General features: G+C 67.2%; 20 protein-coding genes and 3 pseudogenes. 11 read left to right on the top strand and 12 right to left on the bottom strand.

The genetic code is table 11. The annotated features are described in order from the left end of the window. Window positions 1–91 precede the first annotated feature (91 nt). The 3 genes from ACFC09_RS32360 to ACFC09_RS32350 all read right to left on the bottom strand — a co-directional run bounded on the left by ACFC09_RS32360 (window position 92) and on the right by ACFC09_RS32350 (window position 1,711). Complete coding sequence (locus ACFC09_RS32360; RefSeq protein WP_376534205.1) at window positions 92–187, bottom strand: transposase family protein; 96 nt, start codon at window positions 185–187, stop codon at window positions 92–94. Window positions 188–316: 129 nt separating this feature from the next. Then, on the bottom strand, window positions 317–1,102 hold the full coding sequence (locus tag ACFC09_RS32355; protein ID WP_376534085.1) for a hypothetical protein: 786 nt from the start codon (window positions 1,100–1,102) through the stop codon (window positions 317–319). Between the two features lie 12 nt (window positions 1,103–1,114). Next, window positions 1,115–1,711 (bottom strand): hypothetical protein, encoded by a 597-nt coding sequence (locus tag ACFC09_RS32350; protein ID WP_376534083.1) that lies wholly within the window; start codon window positions 1,709–1,711, stop codon window positions 1,115–1,117. 643 nt (window positions 1,712–2,354) lie between these two features. On the opposite strand from ACFC09_RS32350, the pseudogene ACFC09_RS32345 reads away from it, so the two are divergent. Then, window positions 2,355–3,596, top strand: a pseudogene (locus tag ACFC09_RS32345) (IS256 family transposase); the annotation flags it as partial. 34 nt (window positions 3,597–3,630) lie between these two features. Further along, on the top strand, window positions 3,631–3,957 hold the full coding sequence (locus ACFC09_RS32340; protein WP_376534081.1) for a hypothetical protein: 327 nt from the start codon (window positions 3,631–3,633) through the stop codon (window positions 3,955–3,957). A 631-nt stretch (window positions 3,958–4,588) separates the two neighbouring features. Here the strand turns inward: ACFC09_RS32340 and ACFC09_RS32335 are convergent. The 6 genes and pseudogenes from ACFC09_RS32335 to ACFC09_RS32310 form a co-directional block, all read right to left on the bottom strand. Then, window positions 4,589–5,494 carry a 3-hydroxyacyl-CoA dehydrogenase gene (locus ACFC09_RS32335; protein ID WP_376534079.1) on the bottom strand — a complete coding sequence of 302 codons (906 nt, stop codon included), beginning with the start codon at window positions 5,492–5,494 and terminating at the stop codon, window positions 4,589–4,591. After that, window positions 5,491–6,471, bottom strand: a complete 981-nt coding sequence (locus tag ACFC09_RS32330; protein ID WP_376534077.1) for a 3-hydroxyacyl-CoA dehydrogenase NAD-binding domain-containing protein — start codon at window positions 6,469–6,471, stop codon at window positions 5,491–5,493. The genes ACFC09_RS32335 and ACFC09_RS32330 overlap by 4 nt, the downstream gene beginning before the upstream one ends. 60 nt (window positions 6,472–6,531) lie before the next feature. Next, a pseudogene (locus ACFC09_RS32325) lies at window positions 6,532–7,316 on the bottom strand (crotonase/enoyl-CoA hydratase family protein). Further along, window positions 7,313–8,545, bottom strand: a complete 1,233-nt coding sequence (locus tag ACFC09_RS32320; RefSeq protein ID WP_376534075.1) for a CaiB/BaiF CoA transferase family protein — start codon at window positions 8,543–8,545, stop codon at window positions 7,313–7,315. Before ACFC09_RS32320 ends, ACFC09_RS32325 begins: the two are co-directional and overlap by 4 nt. 5 nt (window positions 8,546–8,550) lie before the next feature. After that, window positions 8,551–9,777, bottom strand: coding sequence for an acyl-CoA dehydrogenase family protein (locus tag ACFC09_RS32315; protein ID WP_376534073.1), 1,227 nt, complete (start codon window positions 9,775–9,777; stop codon window positions 8,551–8,553). A 621-nt stretch (window positions 9,778–10,398) separates the two neighbouring features. Beyond that, window positions 10,399–10,845 (bottom strand): FBP domain-containing protein, encoded by a 447-nt coding sequence (locus ACFC09_RS32310; protein ID WP_376534203.1) that lies wholly within the window; start codon window positions 10,843–10,845, stop codon window positions 10,399–10,401. Between the two features lie 2 nt (window positions 10,846–10,847). Between ACFC09_RS32310 and ACFC09_RS32305 the strand changes: the two genes are divergently transcribed. Next, window positions 10,848–11,687, top strand: a complete 840-nt coding sequence (locus ACFC09_RS32305; protein ID WP_376534071.1) for a hypothetical protein — start codon at window positions 10,848–10,850, stop codon at window positions 11,685–11,687. 55 nt (window positions 11,688–11,742) lie between these two features. Here the strand turns inward: ACFC09_RS32305 and ACFC09_RS32300 are convergent, their stop codons facing one another. Further along, window positions 11,743–12,327 (bottom strand): IS3 family transposase, encoded by a 585-nt coding sequence (locus ACFC09_RS32300; RefSeq protein ID WP_376534069.1) that lies wholly within the window; start codon window positions 12,325–12,327, stop codon window positions 11,743–11,745. Between the two features lie 143 nt (window positions 12,328–12,470). Between ACFC09_RS32300 and ACFC09_RS32295 the strand changes: the two genes are divergently transcribed. The 4 genes from ACFC09_RS32295 to ACFC09_RS32280 all read left to right on the top strand — a co-directional run bounded on the left by ACFC09_RS32295 (window position 12,471) and on the right by ACFC09_RS32280 (window position 15,999). Further along, entirely contained in the window at window positions 12,471–13,556 is a 1,086-nt protein-coding gene (locus ACFC09_RS32295) for a transposase (protein WP_376534067.1), read from the top strand. Next, on the top strand, window positions 13,463–13,807 hold the full coding sequence (locus ACFC09_RS32290; protein WP_376534065.1) for a transposase: 345 nt from the start codon (window positions 13,463–13,465) through the stop codon (window positions 13,805–13,807). Before ACFC09_RS32295 ends, ACFC09_RS32290 begins: the two co-directional genes overlap by 94 nt. A gap of 367 nt (window positions 13,808–14,174) precedes the next feature. Then, entirely contained in the window at window positions 14,175–15,323 is a 1,149-nt protein-coding gene (locus tag ACFC09_RS32285; RefSeq protein ID WP_376534063.1) for a DUF6236 family protein, read from the top strand. 151 nt (window positions 15,324–15,474) lie between these two features. Beyond that, window positions 15,475–15,999 (top strand): hypothetical protein, encoded by a 525-nt coding sequence (locus ACFC09_RS32280; protein WP_376534061.1) that lies wholly within the window; start codon window positions 15,475–15,477, stop codon window positions 15,997–15,999. Between the two features lie 79 nt (window positions 16,000–16,078). Here ACFC09_RS32280 and ACFC09_RS32275 read toward each other — a convergent pair whose 3' ends face one another. Together ACFC09_RS32275 and ACFC09_RS32270 are read right to left on the bottom strand one after the other, a co-directional pair. Beyond that, window positions 16,079–16,750: an IS5 family transposase gene (locus ACFC09_RS32275; RefSeq protein ID WP_376534059.1), complete on the bottom strand. Its 672-nt coding sequence runs from the start codon at window positions 16,748–16,750 to the stop codon at window positions 16,079–16,081. 419 nt (window positions 16,751–17,169) lie between these two features. Then, on the bottom strand, window positions 17,170–17,802 hold the full coding sequence (locus tag ACFC09_RS32270) for a hypothetical protein (protein ID WP_376534057.1): 633 nt from the start codon (window positions 17,800–17,802) through the stop codon (window positions 17,170–17,172). A 263-nt stretch (window positions 17,803–18,065) separates the two neighbouring features. Here ACFC09_RS32270 and ACFC09_RS32265 point away from each other — a divergent pair, with 263 nt between their 5' ends. The 4 genes and pseudogenes from ACFC09_RS32265 to ACFC09_RS32250 all read left to right on the top strand — a co-directional run bounded on the left by ACFC09_RS32265 (window position 18,066) and on the right by ACFC09_RS32250 (window position 21,660). Beyond that, window positions 18,066–18,758, top strand: a complete 693-nt coding sequence (locus tag ACFC09_RS32265; protein ID WP_376534055.1) for a hypothetical protein — start codon at window positions 18,066–18,068, stop codon at window positions 18,756–18,758. A 385-nt stretch (window positions 18,759–19,143) separates the two neighbouring features. Next, window positions 19,144–19,731, top strand: a complete 588-nt coding sequence (locus ACFC09_RS32260) for a hypothetical protein (RefSeq protein WP_376534053.1) — start codon at window positions 19,144–19,146, stop codon at window positions 19,729–19,731. Between the two features lie 398 nt (window positions 19,732–20,129). Continuing rightward, window positions 20,130–20,802 (top strand): annotated as a pseudogene (locus ACFC09_RS32255) (formylglycine-generating enzyme family protein). Between the two features lie 57 nt (window positions 20,803–20,859). After that, the gene (locus tag ACFC09_RS32250) at window positions 20,860–21,660 is read left to right on the top strand and encodes a phosphotransferase (protein WP_376534051.1); all 801 of its coding nucleotides are present in this window, start codon (window positions 20,860–20,862) and stop codon (window positions 21,658–21,660) included. The last annotated feature ends 184 nt before the right edge of the window (window positions 21,661–21,844 follow it).

Below are 21,844 nucleotides of genomic sequence, written 5' to 3'. Positions count from 1 at the left end.
TAGTGCACCGTCAGCCCCTCTGCCTGCTCGGCAAACGTCCGCCGACCACAGCTCGGACTGTCACAGAACAACCGCCGCACCATCAGACTGATCAGCACGGGCGTCCACCGACAGCGATGTCGGCCAGCGTGCGGGAATACCGGCTGTGCACCCGCGCCGACTCGCGCCCGCAGCCCGGACACGCCACCAGCAACTCGCAGGTACGGGCGGCTATACGGACCACGCCGCCCGCCGACCACACCCGTTCCACCCGCACCACATCCAGGTGCGGAGACACAATCCGTATGAGGTCATCACACACTCGCTGACGGTCCCGCTACCCGTGACGGAGCGTCACCGGCGCACGGTGGCACACCCCCGCTTCACGAAAATCTTGCCAGAGCCACGTCCACTTGTACGCCGACAGGAGCTGGTCGATCACCTCCCGGCAGGCGTCGCCGACCTCGGACGCCTGGCTGCGGCACCACATCGGCGTCCGCATCTGGAAGGCGATCTTCTCCGGCGGGTAGTCGTTCTTGTCGGTGCGTTTGCCCTGCTCAAGTGCCGCATGCGTCTTGACCAGTCCGCCCTCGTGGAAGACCTGCACCATGGTGGCGGTGGAACGGACGTCCACCCGGCGGCCGATCAGTTTCCAGGGCACCGAGTAGAGGGTGCGACCGACCTTGATGTGGATGTCCGGGCCGACGGTCGCGGTCGACCACTTCGCCAGCACGAACGGCGTCTCGGGCAGCGGGAGGAGGGCTTCGGCCTCGGATGCCTCGAACACCGCCTGCGGCGCCGCCCCCTGAAGCGGTCGGCACTGGCGGCGTCCGGCGGTCTCCCTGGCCCAGGTGAGGGCCTCGGCCTGCATATGGTCGAGGGAGGTGAATTGGCGTCCGCTCCAGAAGGAGTCCCGGATGTAGGGCATGGGCCTCTCCACTCTGGACTTGTCCTTCGGGTGCGAGGTCCTGGCCGGGTCCACCAGGGTCCCGTAGTGCACGGCGAGTTCGGCGTACGACTTGCTGATCTTCGGGTCGTAGAGGTCCGGCTTGTCCACCCCGGTTTTCAGGTTGTCCGGCACCAGACGGCGCGGGACACCGCCGAAGAAGCGGAACGCGTCCACGTGGGCCAGGGTTCATGCGTGCTGGTCCATGTGCGTCACGGGGCGGACGAACATGTGCCGCGAGCAGGGCAGCACCATCACGAAGGCCCAGATCCGGTGCCGCTTGCCGGTCCTGGGGTTGATCCACTGCCCTAGGAAGCCGTAGTCGATCTGGGCCTCCGAGCCCGGCTCGACATCCTCGCGAAGCACCGTCACCTTCGACCGGGCCGCCTCGTCGGGAAGGTTCTCGTGCACCCACCGCCGCAGTGACGTCAGTGATGCCTCCAGCTTCCGCTTGTCCCGCAGACGCTGGTGGATCGTGGTGACCGTGGTGGTCTCCAGCATCTGCTTGATGTAGTCGCGGTGCTGTTCGATCTCCGGGCAGGTCAGCTGGTTCAGTCGCCGGCTGGCCAGCTCCGGGAACCAGCTCTTGATCAGCTTGGCCCAGTCCGCCTCGCTCATGGGCGGCCCACCCGGGGTCATCCCGGCCGCCCCCGCCGGCGCCAGGTACTTCCTGATCGTCTTGCGGTCCACCCCCAGCGAAGTGGCCGGCTGGCTCTTCGACCGGCCCGCGTACCAGTGGACGTAGATCTCGACGATGTCGACCACGGTGAACGTTCTCCTTGCCATCCGGTGTGTCCGTCGGCCTCTCGGCTCGCAGGTCGAGGGACGCCTGCGGCACTGAGATGGCCGGGACCCTCAACCCGGCACCGGCATGACCAGGGGGAACCAGACCGATTCGCAAGGAATAGCTATTTAGAAGCCAAACCACCCGAAACAGGGAAGCCGTGGCGCTGGGTCAGTAGAACCAGACGACGAGTCGTACGTTCTCCGCACCATGGACTTCGCTGAGTAGGCGCATGACGCTCCAGACCCGACCCCAGTCGCTGTCGGCGCCTGCGGCCGAGGCACGGTTGCGTGTGCCAGAGGCGTCTGTCTCCTGCCAGTCGACGTCGGCCAGCTCAGCCCAGGTCAGCCAGGTGGTTCCGTGTACGTCGCCGGGAGCGCCGTATGCAGCGAAATCACCACGCAGCTCGTCCGACGCGTCGTCCGGGAAGCCGCGGCCCTCAGCCAGGGGGCGGAAGCCGAAGGAATTGCGGATTCCAAAGAGGCAAGCGAGGCCGTTGTAGGCGTTGCCCCTGTTGAGCAGGGAGCAATGCTCGGAACCTGTGGATCGGTGCCGGGAGGAACGCGGAGGGCGTACCTTCCCGATGATCCCTTGAAGGTCTCCGAGTAGGCCCGTGTTCGCAGCGCGGGTCGGGAAGGCACGCCCGTGCTGAGCGTAGTGAACGCCGACGGCAGTATCGCGTCCGGCTCCCTGATCGACGAGATCGTCCGCGAGGGCGCCCGCCGGATGCTGGCCGCCGCGCTGGAGGCGGAAGTCAACCAGTACATAGCCGAGTTGGCTGCCGAGAGCGACGAGCGCGGGCGGCGCCTGGTCGTTCGCAACGGCCACCACCGGCCCCGGACAGTCGTCACCGCGGCCGGGCCGGTCGAGGTCACCGCGCCGCGCGTCAGCGACCGCCGCGTCGACGAGGCCACCGGCGAGCGCAAGCGGTTCTCCTCTGAGATCCTTGCGCCGTGGTGCCGCAAGTCACCGAAGATCTCGGAGGTGCTGCCGCTGCTCTACCTGCACGGACTGTCGTCCGGAACTTCGTGCCCGCGCTGGAGCAGTTCCTCGGCGGCACGGCCGGACTGTCGGCCGCGACGGTGACCCGGCTGACGAAGCAGTGGAGCGACGACCACGCCGCCTTCCAGGACCGGGACCTGTCCGACCGCGACTTCGTCTACGTATGGGCCGACGGGGTCCACCCGAAGGTGCGGCTCGGCCAGGCGCACTCGTGCGTGCTGGTCCTCCTCGGCGTCCGCCTGGACGGCACCAAGGAGCTGATCGCGCTGGCCGAGGGACTGCGGGAGTCCACCGAGTCGTGGGCCGACCTGCTGCGCGACTGCCGCCGCCGCGGCGTGCGCGACCCCGAACTCGTCATCGGCGACGGTGCGATGGGCCTGTGGAAAGCCCTGATCGAGGTGTTCCCGACTGCTCGGCACCAGCGCTGCTGGGTTCATGAAGCCCGCAATGTGACGAACTGTCTTCCGAAGTCCGCACAGCCGGGCGCGACGAAGGCAATGCAGGAGATCTACAACGCAGAGGACAGGGCCCACGCCGAGAAGGCGATCGAGGCGTTCTCCCGCACTTACGGCACGAAGTGGCCCAAGGCCGTCGGGAAGATCACTGACGACCGGGACGAGCTGCTCGCGTTCTACGACTTCCCGGCCGAGCACTGGGTCCACCTGCGGACCACGAATCCCATCGAATCCCATCGAGTCGACCTTCTCCACGGTCAAGCTCCGGACCAAGGTCACCCGAGGCGCCGGCAGCCCGGCCGCGGCCCTGGCTATGGTGTTCAAGCTCGTCGAATCCGCCCAGGCCCGCTGGCGGGCGATCACCGGAGCCCACCTGGTCACACTCGTCCGGGCCGGGGCCCGGTTCGAGAACGGCCTGCTGGTCGAACGCACCGAGAGCCACGCGGCCTGAGGAGAATGCCCAGATGACCGTCTCCGACACCTACGGCACCAACTCCTACACGGCCAAGGAGTTGGCCGGCCTGCTCGCCGACCGACTCGACGTGACCTTCACCGAACGCGAGAGCGACTACCTCGGCGTCTACTTCCTGGCCACCCTCGCCGACACGACCCGTCTCCAGGTCCAGCCGAACGCCATTCCCGGAGACGACGGGGAAGACGATCTCTATGACGACGAGCACCCCGACGTGTCGGTACTCCTGCTCATCACCTCGCCGGCTGCCGCCGAGCCTCTCAACGACGAGCTCTCGGCGGTCGGAGGGCTCACCAGGCTCCGATCAACTCGAAGCTGAGCAACTGCCGATCCACAAGTCTTGACTATTACTCTGAGCAAGGAACAGGTCGATGGCGGCTTGCCACACGGAGTCCTCGTCGTCGGCCCCCCACAGCCGGGCTCCCGGACGGCATTCGATCGTTCCACTGACATCGGTCGACATACCGAGATCCTGCCTGCGCGGCCCGCATGGCGGCACCTGCATTTCATTGCCCGCAGGCTCGCGGCCCTGCCCAGGCCGCCCATCCCAACGGGGGGGCGTCGCTACCTGGGGGACACCTGGAAGTCGCAATCGCGTGCGCATTCGATCACGCCCGAGCACACGGGCCACGGTCACCGTCCTCATGGGGACTCGTGACCGCGGGGGTGGGGAATTACGCCGACACGTAAGCGCGGTTCGCGGGGAATCGCACGACCGTCGACACGGGCCGGATCCTACCTCCTCCGACGCCAAATCCTCCTTGCGGACTGAGCACCGTCACCCTCCGCCACCGCCCCACAAGAAGTGGATCAGAACCGAACGAAATGGCCGTTGCCAGATATGCGTGCGGTCGATTGCCTCGGCGTCCGACAAAGTGCACGGCACGCGCGCTCCGAAGATGCTCCGAGGCTGGTGGTCGATGCGCAGGAGAGCAGACGTACACACTTCGTCAGACGCTTTTTCCGGTCGGCAGCACGGCATGGGCGATTCCGGTGAGGTTGCCCTGTGCCACGAGGATCTCCTTGCGGTCCGATCCGTCGAGGCCGGCGGTGTAGACGCTGCCGCCCAGGTCGGTCACGTACATGCGGCCGCCGTCCGGGTCGAGGGTGATGCCGATGCCTTCCATCAGGTGGGTGAGGAGGATCTCGGGCGAACGTACTGCGTTCGGTGGGTGCATGGGTGCGCGGTTCACGGTGTTGCCCCTGGGCGGGTCGCCGCGGTCTGTCCAGTACAACACGTGCTGCGCGTGGTCGAGTTCGAGGTCGATCGGCTCCGGCAGCCCTTCGAAGAGCACTTCGATGTCACTGCGTTCGGCCGCGCTCTGCCGCTTGGACAGGTCGATTCCGGCCCGCAGGATCTTCCCCTCTCCCGCGTCGCTCGGGCCCTTCTGGGACCAGTAGAGATGTCCGCTGGCCGGGTCGACGGCGACTCCCACGCACCACCTTCTCTCGTCCTGGCGGTCGTGGGCTCCCTGTCCCGTCTGCACGAGTGTCTCGACGTTCGAGCCGTCGAGTTCGCAGCGCATCACACGCATGCCTTCGCGATCACCCCAGTACAGCTTCCGGCTCACGGCCTCGAACTGGAGCTGCTTCGGGGTGTGTGTGACGCCGCTCGGCACGATCGTCGTCCGGTTGCCTCCGTCCAGGTCCACACGCTCGATCGAGCCGTCGTTCTCCGCCGGCACACCCATATTCGTCCAGTAGATGTGCCCGGCCGCCACATCGACCGCCACCCCGTCAGGGACCCTGCACCCGGTGACGAGGAACGTCTTGCCCGAACCGTCGGGGTTCACGCAGAACAGCCGACCGCCACTGCTGGCCTCGAGTACGAACAGTCTCTCCTGTCGCTGTGTCATGTCCCCTCCTGGGTAACGGGGTCGGCCGTGCGCCCGGGGGAGTCATGCCGGGCGCGCACGGTCAGCAGGGCCGAGAGCATCGCGTCGCGCCGGTCGGCCAGCTCGTCGACCGAGTGGCCGTTCGCTTCATCGAGGACACCGGCCACGATCGTCTGCTGGAGCTCGGGTGTGAATTCGGGGGTGCCCAGGTCCTGCCAGGACGCCACCATCCGCGGCATGAGCGTCTCCATGAAGTGCTGGATGCCGCCCTCTCCTCCGCCCAGATGCCACAGCAGATGGGGTCCCATGACACCCCATCTGAGCCCCGGGCCCCAGGACACCGCGTCGTCGGAGTCGGCTACGTCGAGCACGCCCTCCTGGACCAGGTACACCACCTCGCGGTACAGCGCGGCCTGGATGCGGTTGGCGACGTGCCCGGGGAGTTCCTTCTTGAGGTGGACCGGTTTCTTGCCGATCGCGGCGTAGAACGCCATGACGTCCCGGATCGTTTCCGGATCGGTCCTCGTGCCGCCGACGACCTCGACCAGCGGGACGATGTGCGGCGGGTTGAAGGGATGCCCGATGACGGTCCGCTCCGGGCGCCGGCACTCGGCCTGGATGACGCTCATCGTGATGCCCGATGAACTCGACGCGAGAATCGCGTCCGGCGGCGAGGCATCGTCGATGTCGGCGAACAACTTCACCTTCAGCTCGGGTCGCTCCGGTGCGTTCTCCTGGACGAAGTCGGCGTCCGCGACGGCCTGACGCAGGTCGGCGGTGAAGCTCAGCCGGTCGGGCGAAGCCCCGGGCGCGAGTCCGATCGAGGCGGCCGCGGCCCATGCCGCCTCCACGTACGCCCGCAGAGCCGTCTCCGCGGTGGGGGCGGGATCGGTCGCCGTGACGTCGAAGCCGCGGACGAGATAGTGCGTCGCCCAGCTCGCACCGATCGTGCCGGTCCCTACGATCGCCACGCGGTGGACATGCCTGTGCGCGTTCATGACTGGTCACTGCTCCTGAGAGAATCGGATACAGGCGGTAGGGGGCTGGCGTGACCGGCATCAACGGCCGTGCCAGACGGGTGCGCGCTTCTCAGCGAACGCCCGTGCGCCTTCCCGGGCGTCCTCGCTGATGGCCAGCCCGCTCGTGAGTTCGTCTTGACGTGTGAACGCGTCACTCTCGTTCAGGCCCTGGGTTTCACCCAGGACCTCCTTGACGGCTGCGAGCGCCAGCGGTGCGTTCCGCGCGACGTGCCCTGCCAGTTCCCGGCCCACAGCCAACGCGCTGCCAGGTGGGGTCAGTTCGTTGACGAGCCCGTACTGCTTGGCTTCTGCGGCGGTCAGCGGCTCGCCGGTGAGCATTACGCGCGCGGCGACGTGGTACGGAAGGCGGCGCGGCAGCCGGACCAGTCCGCCCTCTGCCGCCACGAGACCGCGGGTAATCTCGGGAAGTCCGAACCGGGCGTCCTCCGCGGCGACGATCAGATCGCAGGCGAGTACCATCTCGAAGCCTCCGCCGAGCGCCCAGAGCCCTCGACCGCGGCGATGAGCGGTTTGCGCACCACCGCGCGGGTGAGCCCGCCGAATCCTCGGCCGGGGAGCACCGGCAGCTCGCCCTTGGTGAAGGCTTTCAGGTCCATGCCGGCGCTGAACACCCCGCCCGCGCCCGTGAGGACGCCGACCGAGAGTTCCGGGTCCGCGTCGAGCAGATCCAATGCCTCCGCGAGTTGTACCGCGACCTCATGGTCGACGGCGTTCTTCTGCGCCGGACGGTTGATGGTGAGGGTCAGCACGCCGCCGCGGCGCTCGTGCAGCACCACGGTGGCCGCTTCGGGCGCCGTGCTCATCGCGGCGCCTGCGCTTGCGTCGGGCCGGGAATCGCTCCCTGGGCGCGCAGCTCGGCGATGTCGGCAGGGCTGAATCCCAGCTCGGCGAGGATTCCGTCGTTGTGCTCGCCCAGGTCCGGGGCCCGCTTCGCCGGGACCTTCTCGACGCCTCGCACAGTGACCGGGCTGTTGATGGTGTACTCCAGCCCGCTGACCCCTGCCAGCGGCACGACGATGTCGTTCGCTCGCAGCTGTGGGTCCTGTGCTGCCTCCTCCGGTGTCTGGATGAGGCTGTAGGTGACGCGTTCCCGGGTCAGGGCGTCCTTCCAGTGGGCGAACGGGCGTGAGCGGAACTCTGCGTCGAGCAGTTCTGTCAGTGCGGCGGAGTTCTTGACGAAGCCCTCGGTGCTGGCGAAACGGGGATCCTCCAGGAGCTCGGGATGCCCGATGGCCCGCGTGAGTCCAGGCCAGTGCGGGGGTGAGGCGACCAGCATGAACCACTCGTCGTCCACGGTTCGGTAGGGGTTGATCAGCGGGTTCGCCGGTGCCTTCCGATCGTGCAGCTCGAACGGCGTGCCGCCAGCGAGCGCGCCGGCCACGAGTGTTCCCGTCGCCCATACGCCTGTGGCGAGCAGCGACGTCCCGACACTGGCCCCTTGTCCTGTCTGTTCGCGGCGGTAGAGGGCGGTCACGATCGCGGCGTAGATCGCGATCGCCGTCATGTAGTCGCCGCTGCCCCAGACCGGCACCGTCGGCGGCGCTTCCGCGTCCCGGGTGGAGGCCAACAGCCCACTGCGCGACCAGGCGGCGGTCAGGTCGAAGCCCGGCAGTCCGGCGTCGGGACCGGCGTCCCCGAATCCCGTGATGTCGGCGTAGACGACTCTCGGGTTCCAACCCGAGACCTCTTCGTAGCCGAGGTGCAGCTTCTCGCGCGTGCCGTGCGGGAAATTGGTGATCACCACGTCGGCCCACTGGACGAGCCGCTTGAGAACCTCGGTGGCCGCCGGTGACTTCAGGTCCAGCACCATGCCGCGCTTGTTGCGGTTGGCGAGGTGCCAGCTGTAGTTGGCCTCGGCCCGGGGGCTGGGCGGCACGGAGCTGAGCCGCCTCTGGGGGTCTCCCTTCCCCGGTGGCTCGATCTTGATGACGTCCGCTCCGAAGTCGGACAGCACGGTGGCCGCGGCCGGTCCCGCGATGAAGCTCGACGCATCGAGGACCCTCAAGCCGGTGAAGACGGATTCGGTGGTCATGGTCGTCACCTCACGAAGGCGCTCAGGCCGTCGGTCACGGCACGTCCGACGATGAGGGTCTGGATCTCCCGTGTGCCTTCGTACGAGTAAATGGCCTCCGCGTCGGCGACGAAGCGGCCGATCTTGTAGTCGAGGACGATCCCGTTGCCGGCCATCAGCTCCCGCGCCCACCCGACGTTCTCGCGCATCCGTACGGTGCAGTGGGCCTTCGCCAGCGCGGACTGCTCGTCCCGGTAGACCCCGGCGTCCTGCAACTGGGCCAGTCGCGTCACCATCCCGCACGCGGCCGTGGCGTTGCCGAGCATCTTCACCAGCAGGTCCTGGACGAGCTGGAAGCCTCCGATGGGTCGCCCGAACTGCTCGCGCTGTTTCGCGTAACTCAGGGCGATCTCGTAGGCGCCGAACATCACTCCCACCGCCTGCCACGCCACGCCGCTACGGGTCTGACGCAGGATCTTGGCGGTGTCCTTGAAGGAGTTCGCATTCTGGAGCCGATTGGACTCCGGGACGCGGCAGCCGTCGAGCACGATGTCGGCATTCTGCACGATCCGCAGCGCCATCTTGTTCTCGATCTTCGTCGCGGTGAACCCGGGGGTGTCCTTCTCCACGACGAATCCCAGCACATGCTGCGTCTCGACATCGCGGGCCCAGATGACGACCAGATCGGCGAACGTCGCGTTGCCGATCCATCGCTTGGCTCCGTCGAGGATCCATCCGTCACCGTCACGTCGCGCGGTCGTCCGCAGGCCGCCCGCCACGTCGGATCCGCCGTGCGGCTCGGTCAGCCCGAAGGCGCCGATCTTCTCGAAGCGGCTCATCGCCGGCAGCCACCGCCGCTTCTGTTCGTCGGAGCCGCAGGCGAGGATGGTGCCCATGGCCAGCCCCGTGTGTACGCCGAAGAACGTCGCCAAGGACGCGTCGAAGTGTGCGAGCTCCAGCGCGGTGAAGCCCGAGAAGAGGTTGCTCGGCTTGGATTCCGGGGAGTCGGGGTCGGCCCATTCCATCAAGCCCAGCTTCCCGAAGCCCTCCACCAGCTGGAAGGGGAACTCGGCCCGGGCCCAGTAGTCGTCGACGAGCGGGGCGGCCTGCGTGCGCAGGAAGTCGCGCAGGGATGTGATCTTCCCCCGTTCTTTCTCCGACAGCAGTTCCTCATGGGCGTAGAAGTCGGCGGGCAGCAGCCCTGGGTCCAGGTAGGGACCGGACGGTTTCGGCAAGGTCGTCGTACCGCTCATGGCGATCTCCTTCAAACGCAGTGGGCACGGCTCGCAGGTCCGCGCCCTGGAGCCCACTTCTGCGCGGCGATTCGGTTCTCTGCCGCGATTGAACGAGGAGTCGTGGCCACTTCCCCGGACCCGCGCCGCCACGGGGTGCCTTTGCCACCGTGTATCACCCCAGTGGCCCGCCGCAGCCTGGTGAGACAGAGGCGCGGGAAGAGTCAGCGCGCTCATCGGGGGCCCGGGTGCGGTTGGCCCGTGCATGCGCACCGTAAGACGGCCTCGGCTGCTCGAACGGCACGCGTCGTGGACTCGTCGTGTCGTGGTACGTACAGCAACAGCCCATCGGGTCTGTACAACATCCGCCCAGGACTCACTACGGCGGCTTCTGGCATGGTCTCGCGAAATGCCTGCGTAGGGAGTGTGAGGCTGCCAGGCCGAGGACGAAGGCCAGGAGGATGCAGGAGAAGTCGACAGCCCAGTCGCGCGCGGTGCGCCGCGGCTGCCTGCCGGATGTGCGGGCGTCTGGGTCCGGTTCGTGGGCCAGCGGACGGGAACAGCCACCGGCGCCCCGCCGGCCCCTGAGGCACCCGCGTCGACTCGCCAGTACTCGTGATCGACAATTCGAGGCTGGTTGCTTCATGTGGTGACCTTGGCGATGAACGTGGCGAGGTTCGCGATGGTGCGCTGGATCTTTTCCTCCAGGGTGAGCGACTCGGGGAGCCGTGCACCGACGCCCGCGTCCTTCTTGCCTCGCACATACAGCGGGCAGGCGAGGTCGCTGCATATGTAGGCGCCCACGGAGTTGCCCTGCTGCCCGGCTTTGCCCGCCTTCGCGGCGACCATGAGCGCGACGCCTCCGGTGTGGGTGGTCAGGCAGATCGAGCACATGCTGCGCCGCGTCTGCCAGGAGGTGGCATTGGGACAGCGCAGCGCGAGTGCCACCGGGCGGCCGTCCACCTCGGTGGCGAGGTAGGCCCGGTCGGGGGCCTGGGGGTCCCGCCAGCCCAGGAAGTCCAGGTCGTCCCAGGGTCGCTCGGCCAGGTCGCGGGGGACGGACAGGCGCTTGGCCCGCGGTAATGACAGTGTTGCCGGACGGCTCCTACCTCACCCGGCTGCTGGGCCGCACCTTCCGGATCATCGAGGCGGACGTGACCGCGGAATGTTCCGACGGGAGCCGCACCGGTGATCGGTACCGGCTGGTGACGACGCTCCTGGACCACCGCACCGACCCCGCTGAACAACTGGTCTGCCTCTGTCACGAGCGGTGGGAGATCGAACTGGCCTTCTTCGCGCTCAAGGACACCCTGTTCACCGGTCGGGTCCTGCGGTCGGCCGACCCCGTCGGTCTGGAACAGGAACTATGGGCGTTGCTGACCGTCTGTCAAACGACCCGGTGGGCGATGGTCGACGCCGTCGAGTCCCGGCCGGGTACCAATCCGGACCGGGCGAGCTTCACCATCGCCCTTCACGCGGTGCGGGAACAGGTGATCACTGCTCAAGGGATCCTCTCGCCGTCCGATGTTTCCGGAGGTGTCACCCGGGCCGTGCTCACCGGGCTGCTGTCTCCTCGTCGTGCGCGAACCAGCGCTCGCCTCGTGAAATGCCCTATCTCCCAGCACACCGTCGCCGGGCAGACCCGCCCCAAGACCAGCCAGCGGATCACTGTCATGAGCGTCACTCTCCGCGAGGTCGGCACTCCCGAACAGGCGAAAGCGCGCGGGATGTGGGGTTCAGGGAGCTCACGCTCCGTCTCCTACGCACCGATCCGGACCGAGCCTGGCGGACCGTGGAGATCAGCCGTGCACTGGGGATCACGGCGACCCCGAAATATCGCAGCCTCTGCACACAGATCAACCGGTGGGCCGATCAGTTCATGCTGGTCAGGGAGGGGCGAGGACGATACCGCCTCGCCCCGGAGTGGCTGACTTCGGCGACGCCGTGAGGTCAACTTGACGTGGCGGGTGGGATGTTAACTCCGCGTCATTGCTTGAACAGGCCGATCGTGGACTCCATCAGGGCGTTGTCGTACGCGTCACCGACGGATCCGATGCTCGCCGCGATGCCGACGGCGTCCAGGTGCTCGGCGAGCTTGAACGATGTGTATTGTGACCCGGCGTCGGAGTGATGGATCAACTCTCCTGGCTGAACGGACTGTTGGTCGCGATCGCGTTGCCAGATGGCCATCTCCAGAGTGTCCAGGACGAAGACGGTCTCCTTCACGGTGGCCGCGGACCAGCCGACGATCCGGCGGGAGAAGGTGTCCACGACGAATGCGACAGAGACGGTCGCGGACCAGGACTTCACGTGGGTGAAGTCCGCTACCCAGCACCGGTTCGGAGCGGCGGCGACGAAGTCGCGGTCGACCAGATCGGGAGTCCGCTGGACCTGTCCGCCGGGGATCGTGGTGATGACGCGTCTGCCGCGCACCGCGCCCTGGATACCGAGCTCGCGCATCAGGCGCTCGACGGTACAGCGGGCCACCGCATGTCCCTGCCGCTTCAGCTCGCGCCAGATCTTCCGGGCCCCGTAGACACGGTAGTTGGACGTGTAACCCCGGCTATTCAACGGAATTGGGCGAGCTGACGCCCCGATAACAGAAAGGTGCCGCTGACCTGCAAGGATGTGAGTGTCGAAGTCATATCCGATGCAGAAGTCAGGGCACCTTTCCGGTGAGTGAGCGTACAGGGTGGGACCGTCGGCTGTCGGTGGTGGCTGACGGGAAGAGGCTGATCGGGCATGCCGGGGCGGTGCTGCTGCGCCAGTGCGCGGACCGCACAGGGCTCATGCAAGCGCTGGCGAAGGTGCTGCCGTCCAGCACAGCGGCCGGCTGGCGGGAACGGGCCGGGGTAGTGGTCCAACTGGCGATCGTGATCGTGCTCGGGGCGGCGAACATGTCGGAGGCCGAGCAGCTCCAGCTCCATCACCGGCCGCTGTTCGGGCCCGCGGCCTCGGACTCCACCGCCCGTCGCACGCTGGCCGCGCTCGACGAGGCCACCCTGATGAAGATCGCCAAGGTGCGGGCACGGGTGCGTCGGCAGGTGTGGAGTCTGCTGCACCTGCGGCCGGGCGGCTTCCCCTGGCTGGTCGTGGCGGGCAGGCGGCTGACCGGGTGGATCGTCATCGACATCGACGCCACCATCATCACGGCCGCGTCCAAGAAGGCCGGGGCAGCGGTCACCTTCAAAAAGACGTTCGGGTTTCATCCGCTGGCCGCGTGGTGCGCGAACACCACCGAGTCCCTGGCCATGTGCCTGCGGCCGGGGAATGCCGGAGCAAACACGGTGGCCGACCACATCACGGTACTCACCGACGCCCTCGCCCGGATCCCCGGCTCCCCGGCCGCGAAGATCCTCATCCGGGTGGACGGGGCCGGAGCCACCCACGGACTGCTGGAACACCTCGAAGCGTTGAACACCACGCGGCGCACGGTCCGCTACACGGTCGGCTGGAAGATCACCGAAGACGACGAAAAGGCCATCGCAAAGCTGCCCAAAAGCGCCTGGGAGACCTCCGTGCACCAGGACGGCAGCCTCCAGGAGGGCTACTTCATCGCCGAGTTGACCGGGCTGAACACCCGCGAGGGCCGGCCGGAGGGCATGCGGCTGATCGTGCGTCGCGTCAAACCCACACTCACCGCCACCAAATATCCGGCACATGCGGGGCAGGCATCGCCGGCTCGGGCCACAGCCAGTTCCTGGACGTGCTGCACCGCTCGCATGCCAGCGTCGAGGACCGGGTGCGCACCGGCAAGGCGATGGGACTGGACAACTTGCCCTCCGCCTCCTGGGAAGTGAACTGCGGCTGGATGCTCGCCGCAAACCTCGCGAGTGATCTCGACGCCTGGGTGCGGCTGCTGGCCCTGCACGACGTCGAGGGCCTGGCCGACGCCGAGCCGGAGACCATGCGCTTCCGCCTCTACCACCTGCCGGCTCGCCTCGCCGATCACGCCCGACGCCAATGGCTGCGTATCGACGCGACTTGGCCCTGGGCACAAGCGTTCACCACCTGCTGGCAGCGGCTCACCGCCCTCCCGGCTGTCACCTGACGGTCGGACACTGCCGCGACAAGGACCAGGAAGGAGAAGACCGGCAGCACTCCGGGCCCGTGGAGCCCGGCGCACCCGCGGCGTCACACGACGGCCCACCTCGGACGGCCCGAGGACATTACGGGCGAACTGCCGAGCAGGTCAGCCACCAAAACCTGCTGACGAATCGAGGCTAACTGAACGCCGTTGGAGCTAGCCGACGGAGGCGTGGCGGACGTCTTCGCCCTCGGGGTCGTCTTCCCTGTCAAGAGCTGCGTGTTGCAACAATCTGGGGAAGATAATGACGCCGCTCGGTAGTATTCTGGCCGGTGGCACCTTGCGGTATTGATACAGGCGCGCACTCTTTGAGGTCGCAAAAGGAGTCAATGTGAGCGAATGGGTCGGTCTTTATTACCGGCATGTGCACTTCCGTGACGAGCAGTGGCTGAAGTTAGCTGCGCTTTATTGGGACCGGGTTTATCGATTCGATACAGATGGCGTGGAGGCTAGCCTACCGGAAATCAGCCGATCCGAAATTCTGCTCTACGGTGAAGGGTTTCTTCGCATCGCTACCCCTCGCGCAACGGCGATGCAAGTTGCCGCCGATCAGCTCTTCGAGGCGCTGGTAGGTGTCGACTTGTCGCAATATCTGACGCCCACGGCCGACTCGTTTGGACCTCTAGATCTCGACTGGGGGTTAGCAGCATGGAAGGCACCACAAGAATTCAGTGAGCGCCTTATTAGACTCGACCTTGCCGCACTGTCACGGGTGAGGGAGGAGCGAGTCCTCATGCACACGACTCTGGCCCGCACCTACCTCATGCTCCTCGGATCTCAAGTAGCGCCAGAATACGCTGCCCTGCCGATCGCCGATGATGAATTCGACCATGCTGCGGCCAGTGTCAGCGCCCGCCGGCTGGTGTCTGGGGTTCTGGGGCAGCCTGCGCCCGAAGCGTTGGCAGGTGAGCGGTCTGCGTTACTGGTAAGTATTGCAGTGGCGGCGGTCTTGCCACGCGATCTCAGGGACATCCCGGTGGAGCGAATCATCGAGTTCCGGAATAGATATGCCGGGGAACGCGCCAGGTTCAGGGATGCAGTGGACGCGATGGTGACTGAGTCCGCGCATCTTGACGGTATCAGAGAACAGGAAGTTTTGCTCAGGCATTTGGAAATGCGCTACGAAACGCGAATTCGCCCAGCCCTGAACGACCTCGCTCGCGCGATGCGTGGTCAACGGATAGAGACAGCGATGGGCGCGATCAATGTGCAGGCCGCTGCACCCCCAGTGATGACTAGCGCGCTGGCTTTGATCGCCACGCACCCCTCTCCGAGTCGGTCTGCAGTGATCGGCCTTGGCGGTTTCGCACTCGGTGTGTACGCAGCTGCCTTGCAGCAAAAGCGTCAGCGGGAACACGAGATTAGCGCCTCTCCCATGGCCTATCTGCATCACCTCGAAACGGGAATTGACCCTCTCAATCTCGCTGAACGAGTTCGGGCTGCGGTACGTCGGATGACACCGCCACGGGTCAACAGATAGGGACCGCAAGCCAGTTGCCCCGAGGATCGCCCCAGCCTCGTTTCCCCGGAGGGGCGCATCACCTTAGAAGCCGTTGTCTTTCCGGGAGTGACGGGTGTGTTTCTGCTGGTCAGGTGTAGGTGCGGTGTTTCGGCGGCAGGGACGAGGTGTCGTGTCGTTCTCTTCGGTGGAGGTGCTGGGTGTGCCGTCGGTGATGGGGTTGCTGGAGGAGCGTGAATGCGCCGCTCGGCAGCGGGTGGAGGCTCTGAAGGCCGAGCTGCGGGAGGCGGAGGCCGCCTGGGAGCGGTTCGTGATCGCGCGTGAGACGGTGGGCGAGGTATTGGTGGAGCCTCGCGGAGGCGGGGACGTGCTACCAGTCGTGGTGGCCGGCGAACGGCCGGTGCAGGTCGCGGCGGCGGTGCCCGGTTCGGTGGTGCCGTACTGGCAGGCAGGGCTTGCCGCGACGGTTCTTGCGCCGGACTGCTGGCGGATCATGGAGGTCCTGGCCGGTGGGAGCGGAACGCGCGGGGAGGCGATGGACTGTCGGCAGCTCGCGGCGGCTGTCGGACTGGAGCCGGTCCCGGCGAAGGTGGAGGGGGTGCGATCGAAAGCGAGGCGCCTGGCCGCGCGGGGCTGGCTGGCGGACGAACGCCCAGGGCTGTTCAGCGTGCCCGTCGTACGAGCCGACGGCTCATGACCATGCTCGTCGACCACTGGATCACCGCCTCCGAGGTATCGGTGCGCGTCTCGTAGTCGCGGGCCAGTCGGCGTGAATGCTACAGCCACGCGAACGTGCGCTCCACCAGCCACCTCTTCGTTAGCAGCACGGTGAAGCCGCTGGTGTCGTCGCTGCGTTTGACCACTGTCAGCGCGACGCGCAGGACACCGCGGGCGAAGTCGACCAGGCGGCCGGTATAGCCTCCGTCGGCCCACACCCGCGTGACGCGCCAGTGCCGCTCGCGCAGCCGGATCAGTAGTGTCTGCCCCGCGTCCCGGTCGGTGGCCGAGGCCGCGGTCACCATCACGGCCAGCAGCAGTCCGAGGGTGTCCACTACGATATGCCGCTTGCGGCAGTTGACCTTCTTTCCGCCGTCGAAGCCCCTGGTCGCGGCTGGCACCGATGCGGCTCCCTTCACCGACTGCGCGTCGATGACGGCCGCCGTGGGCTCCGGATCGCGGCCCGAAGCCACGCGGACCCGGTCACGCAGCCGGTCATGGAACTCGGCGGCCAGGCCGTTGTCCCGCCACCGCCGGAAGGAGGCGTAGACGCGGTCCCACGCGGGGAAGTCCGCGGGCATCGCCCGCAAGGTGATGCCGCCCGCGACCAGGTAGCGCACCGCGTCGACCATCTGCCGGTGGCAATAGCCCTCCGGTTGCCCGCTGCGGCCCTCCAGCCAGCCGGGGACCGGCGTCGCGTCGCGTACGATCGCCCACTCCGCGTCGCTCATGTCGGACGGATACCTCGGACGCCTGTACGGCCGATCCCCGGCGTTCCCGAACCGGTGAGCGAGGCAATCACAGTCGAGTTGGACGACATCGGAGCCGACACGGAAGACTGCAGCACCAGGGGCCTCCTGTTGCTCGGTTGGATTCGACACCCACGAGCTGTGCAGGAGGCCCCGTTTTTTGCTCAGCCAGCCATGAGATCACCCGACCGAGTCGGCGACCTCGAACTCACGCCCACCAAGATCGTTAGAGCAACGGCTTCTTAGCCAAACGGAATTCTCGGCTGCTATTGATCAGGAACTCATGGGGTTCTCGTCCAGGACGTAGCGGACGTGCGGGCCGCCCCCCTCGCCGGGTGACCGGGTGACTGGGTGACCGACCGGAGCGATCGTCCACGGTTCGCCGCCCGTGCCCATGCGCGTCACCAGCCGAATTCGTCCGGTTCGAAGCCCACGACGGCGGCGGCGAGCCAGAGGAACATGATGAAGACCGCGCAGATGATCTGCCAGACGAGGTCGGCGACGTCTGTGCCGGGCCTCGGGCCGAGGGCAGGGCGCACTTTGCTCTGCGGGTCGATGGTCATCAGATACTCCTTGCCGACCTCCAACTCCCTTGCTGCGACGGACAGATCACGCTGTCGGGGGTTTCCCGGGGAGGAGACGGCGTAGGTGTACACGCCGGGGCTGCCGTCGCTCGGGTTGGGCATGGTGTAGCCGGTCTCCTTCTGTATGAGGCCGTAGACCTCCCGGCCCCGGTCGTGCAGGGCGTTGGAAGCGAGGTACTCCATGTGCATCGCGCAGAAGAACATGGCCGCGATCGCGGCCAGCAGTCCCCACGAGGCCCCGATCTCGGCGCCCCTGCGCGCGAACGCGACGGCACAGCCCACGACGATGCCAGCCCCCGCGATCAGGAGGAACCCCCACGTGCCGCTCCTGGTGTAGAGAGCGCGCCCGAGGAGCATGAGCAGCCACAGCGTCAGCAGCCCCACAGCGACTCCGACCACGACGCCCGCGCACAGCCGGCCACTCGGAATCCGTATGCGACGCCTGGACATGGACGGCCTCCTCCGCTTCCCCGACAAGCCGATCCGACCCGCGCGGATCCCATGGACTCATGGTTTCCCACCACGAGTCCAGGCTTTATGAGCTGTGCCCGGACAGGACAAGAACCCCATGGGTTTCTGATCAATATAAAGCAATCCTGAGCCGATGCACGGTACTTGTCACGAAGGCAGAGTTGTTGTTACTGGCTCCAACTGCGGGCGTGGTGCCGTGCATGATCGGGATAAATGAACGAAGTCTTGGCTTCAGGTAGTGCATGATCTACCTGGTGAAGAGGGAAGCGGATACGGGTGTCCAGGGTGCGGACGTGTGGCACAAGCGGCTGGGGTGGGCGTTCGGGCTGATAGCGAGCGATCCGGCTGAACGTGCTGCGGCGCTTGTTCGCCTGGCTGACGCCGAGAGGAACACCCAGGACGCTCGGGATCGGTACAACCAGACGTGGCGACGAAGGTATTCGCTGGGGCGGCAGGCGGCGCGGCGAAACTACCTGGAAGCCCGGAGGTGTTCGCTGCCCGGTGGGTTGTGGGACCGGCCGGCCGGTTCAGACATCGGCATGTGGCCGGGTCTCCCCTACGTGCTGCTCTTCCTCGAGTGGGAGGCGAGATATCCGCAGGAGTGGACACGGCACGCCAAGGCGTGGGGCACGAAGGAGCGCCTCATCCGAGACGTGGCTGCCGCTCACCTCGATGAGACGGTCAGAACCAAGCTTGTGGAACTGGTCGAGACCGTCGTCCAGCGGCCCTACCGCTGTAAGGACCGCGAGTACGCGCGCGTGGCCCGGGCAGTGGACAGTGACGACCTGCGCAGCAGGCTTGAGGTAGCCTCCCGTTCGGACAATCCATGGGCGTGCCGCCATGCCGGATACGTTCTCTGGCTCCTGGACCGTCCCGAGGTACCGAATACGCGTCACGTCTGGCGAATCTGGCTGGCGGCGGCATCCGGCGAGTGAGCACTGACTGGTGCCGTTCAGGAGCGGGCCGATGGTCAGTGACGAGTAGCTTGCCTTGTTGGTGACGACAAGCCTGCCTCTTCTTCACGAATCCGCAGGTCGGTGTGTAGTCCCGATGACAACTTCCCCGCTTCGGCACAAATCCGACGGGTCGCCGTACAGCGCTCTGGCGGCGGCCCGCTCCGAATCCGCGCCACGAATACGAGGCCGATGATGGCCACGCCCTGGCCTCCCCGGCACACTGCGCGCCGTCCACTCACCCCGCGGCTTGCCGCGTCCCGTAAGCCGGCCGATCCCGCCCGGATCGGCCGCCGCGTCGTAAGGCGGCGGGCGAAGGGAATGGACGCCAGCGCCGTCACGGCGGCCCTCGAGGACGCGCGGTTCGATGCCCGGCAGGCGTCCCGGCACGAGGACCTGGCTGACGACGTCCGCTGGCCGGGCGGAGCTCGCGGAGTGGGAGCGCATTGCGCAGCTGCTCGCCGACGCGGAGCCGGGCACCGTGTACGACCCGGACGCCGACGACGTCGTCCGGGCTGAACTCGGCGCCGGCGCCGCGGCCGCCGCCCGGGAAGCCGAGATCCGTGAGGCCGCCCGGGTCGCGGCCCGCGCCGATGAGTTCCAGGCGCTGCGCGAGCTGGGCACACTGGCACAGACCGAGCCGCGCGACGGGGACGAAGCCGTACGCGACGAACTGACACGGCGCGCGGGCGGGTACGTCCAGGCCGACGTCGGCGCCTGGCTCGCCCATGCCCTGGTCGCGCGCCTCGGGCACTACCGCGCCCCGGCCGCCTGCGAGGCCGCGGCCGGCCTTCTCACCCCGCCGGTCCTCGCGCACGCCGCGCTGCTCGCCGAACTTGCCCGCCTGGTCCCCGGCGTCGACGTCGCCCAGTTGGCGTTCGCGGCCCGGCTCGCCACCGCCGAACCCGAAGCTGCTGGTGACCTTGCCGTGTTCCTCGCTCGCGTCCGGTCGTAGCGCAGTAATCGTACGGTCCGCTCCGGCATTCTCCGGCCTCGCCCGTGATCACCGAGGGTGACTGTCACGCTGTCACGCTCACCCGTGTCACGCGCCCCGATCCGGTTGTCACGCTGGGGTGTCACGTTGGCGGTTCGGCCCGGAACCACGTGCCCGACCCCCTGATTCGGGCCACGCGTCGATCAGCGTGACACCCTTCCCAGAGCGACTACGGTCCGCATCCGGATTGGGTGTCCCGTTGACCTGCGCCAGTGAACGTTGATCGATTGCCACTGAAGGATGATCGATGGCTGTCTGTGTCAGTGAAGGATGACCACTTGCAGATTCGTGTCAGCCAGGGACAACGGTTGGCGGCTCTGTCGTCTCGCAATGGCAGGCATCGTTCGGATCTCCTGATCATGGACGTGATGATGGGGAACGAGATGATCGCCATCCTGCCGGGGCAGGTGACGCTGTCGGACGGGCGGACTCAGCGCAGTTGGTCGGTCGAGCTTGCGCCCTACCAGCTCGCGGCATTCCGGGTCACCCAGGCGTTGTACGCACAGATCACAGGCCAGCGGCCGAGTACCACCCCTGGGGATCAGCTGCCCGTCGAGTGCGTGTCCTGGTGGGACGCGGCGCGGTTCTGCAACGCCCTGTCCCAGTGCGCCGGCCTCACACCCGCGTACCACTTCCGTGCCGAGGCCGAAGATATCGAGTGGAACGCCTCCGCCGACGGGTATCGACTGCCGACCGAAGCCGAGTGGGAGCACGCCTGCCGCGCCGGGACGACCGGGCCGCACTACGGGGATCTCGACGCGATCGGCTGGTACCGCGGTAACTCGCACGACCTATCCACGAAGTGGACGGCAAACGCCCCAACTCGTGGGGCTTTACGACATGCTCGGCAACGTCTGGGACTGGTGCTGGGACGTCTACGACGCCGAGGTCTATGGCGTCTACCGGGTGCTCCGTGGCGGTGGTTGGTTTGATGAGCACTGGAGTTGCCGGGCCTCCGCGCGGCGCCGCAGCCACCCGACTTTCCAGGTCGACGACGTGGGATTCCGCGTCGCGCGTTCCGTCGTGCGTTGATCCACGTCGTGTGCAGCCCGGCCCGCGCGGGGTCGGTCTGGCGATAGCGTGATCCTCATGACGGCTGAAGACGAGGCGCTGGTCGGCGGGATGGTGAACGTGGGGGCGGTCTTCCGCCAGGGGGAGTTGGTGGAGCGACCGGCACCGCGCAACGCGCGCGCCCTGCATGCCTATCTCCTTGCGCTGAAGGAGCACGGCTTCGACGCGGCGCCGGCCCCTGTCGGTCTCACTGCGGGTGGCCGTGAGCAGCTGACTTTCATTCCTGGCGACGTGGCTCTGCCGCCGTTCCCGGACTGGGCGATGACGAGTTCTGCCCTCGTATCGGTGGGGAGCCTGCTGCGGCGTCTGCATGAGACCAGCGCGGTCGTCGCGGTCGACGCCCGTGCCGCGTGGCCCCGGGACCTCGCCGACCCGGAGGGGGGAACGATGTTGTGTCACAACGATGTGTGCCCGGAGAACGTCGTCTTCCGCGATGGTCGTGCCGCGGCCCTGATCGATTTCGACTTGGCGGCCCCGGGCCGTGCCCTCTGGGACTTCGCCATGACCGCCCGCTATTGGGTGCCCATGCTCGATCCCGGGTCCGCGACGGCTCTCTATCCCCACGGGATGGATGCGGCCGCGCGGCTGCGGATTCTTGCCGACAGCTACGGCCTCTCGGCGGGGGACCGCGCCGAGTTGCCTGGCGTCATCGAGCAGGCCACGGAGGTCTGCCGGGCCTTCGTCGCCCGCCGCGTGGCCGACGGAGACCCCGTCTATCTCCAGGCGTTGGCCGAGCGTGGTGGATGGGAACGCTGGGACCGCATGCAGACCTGGCTGTTGGACCACCGTCAGACGTTCACGGCTGCCCTGCTGAACTGACCGGCCTGGACGTTCGAGGACAGACTCATCACTGGCTGGCCGTTGTCATCCAATCGAGGCGTTTGACAGCGAACCCAGTCGTTTGGGGTTGGGTGCAGATCTTCTGAGGGTGCTGTCGGTCAGGCGGTGGGTATGACCTGGTCGCGGTAGCGCGTCTGGTGGTTGCGGATGAGTTCCTGCTGCT

The sequence above is a fragment of the Streptomyces sp. NPDC056161 genome (genome assembly GCF_042268025.1).
In the GTDB taxonomy this organism is placed as follows: Bacteria; Actinomycetota; Actinomycetes; order Streptomycetales; family Streptomycetaceae; genus Streptomyces.
This window is presented reverse-complemented; position numbering and strand designations above follow the sequence as displayed.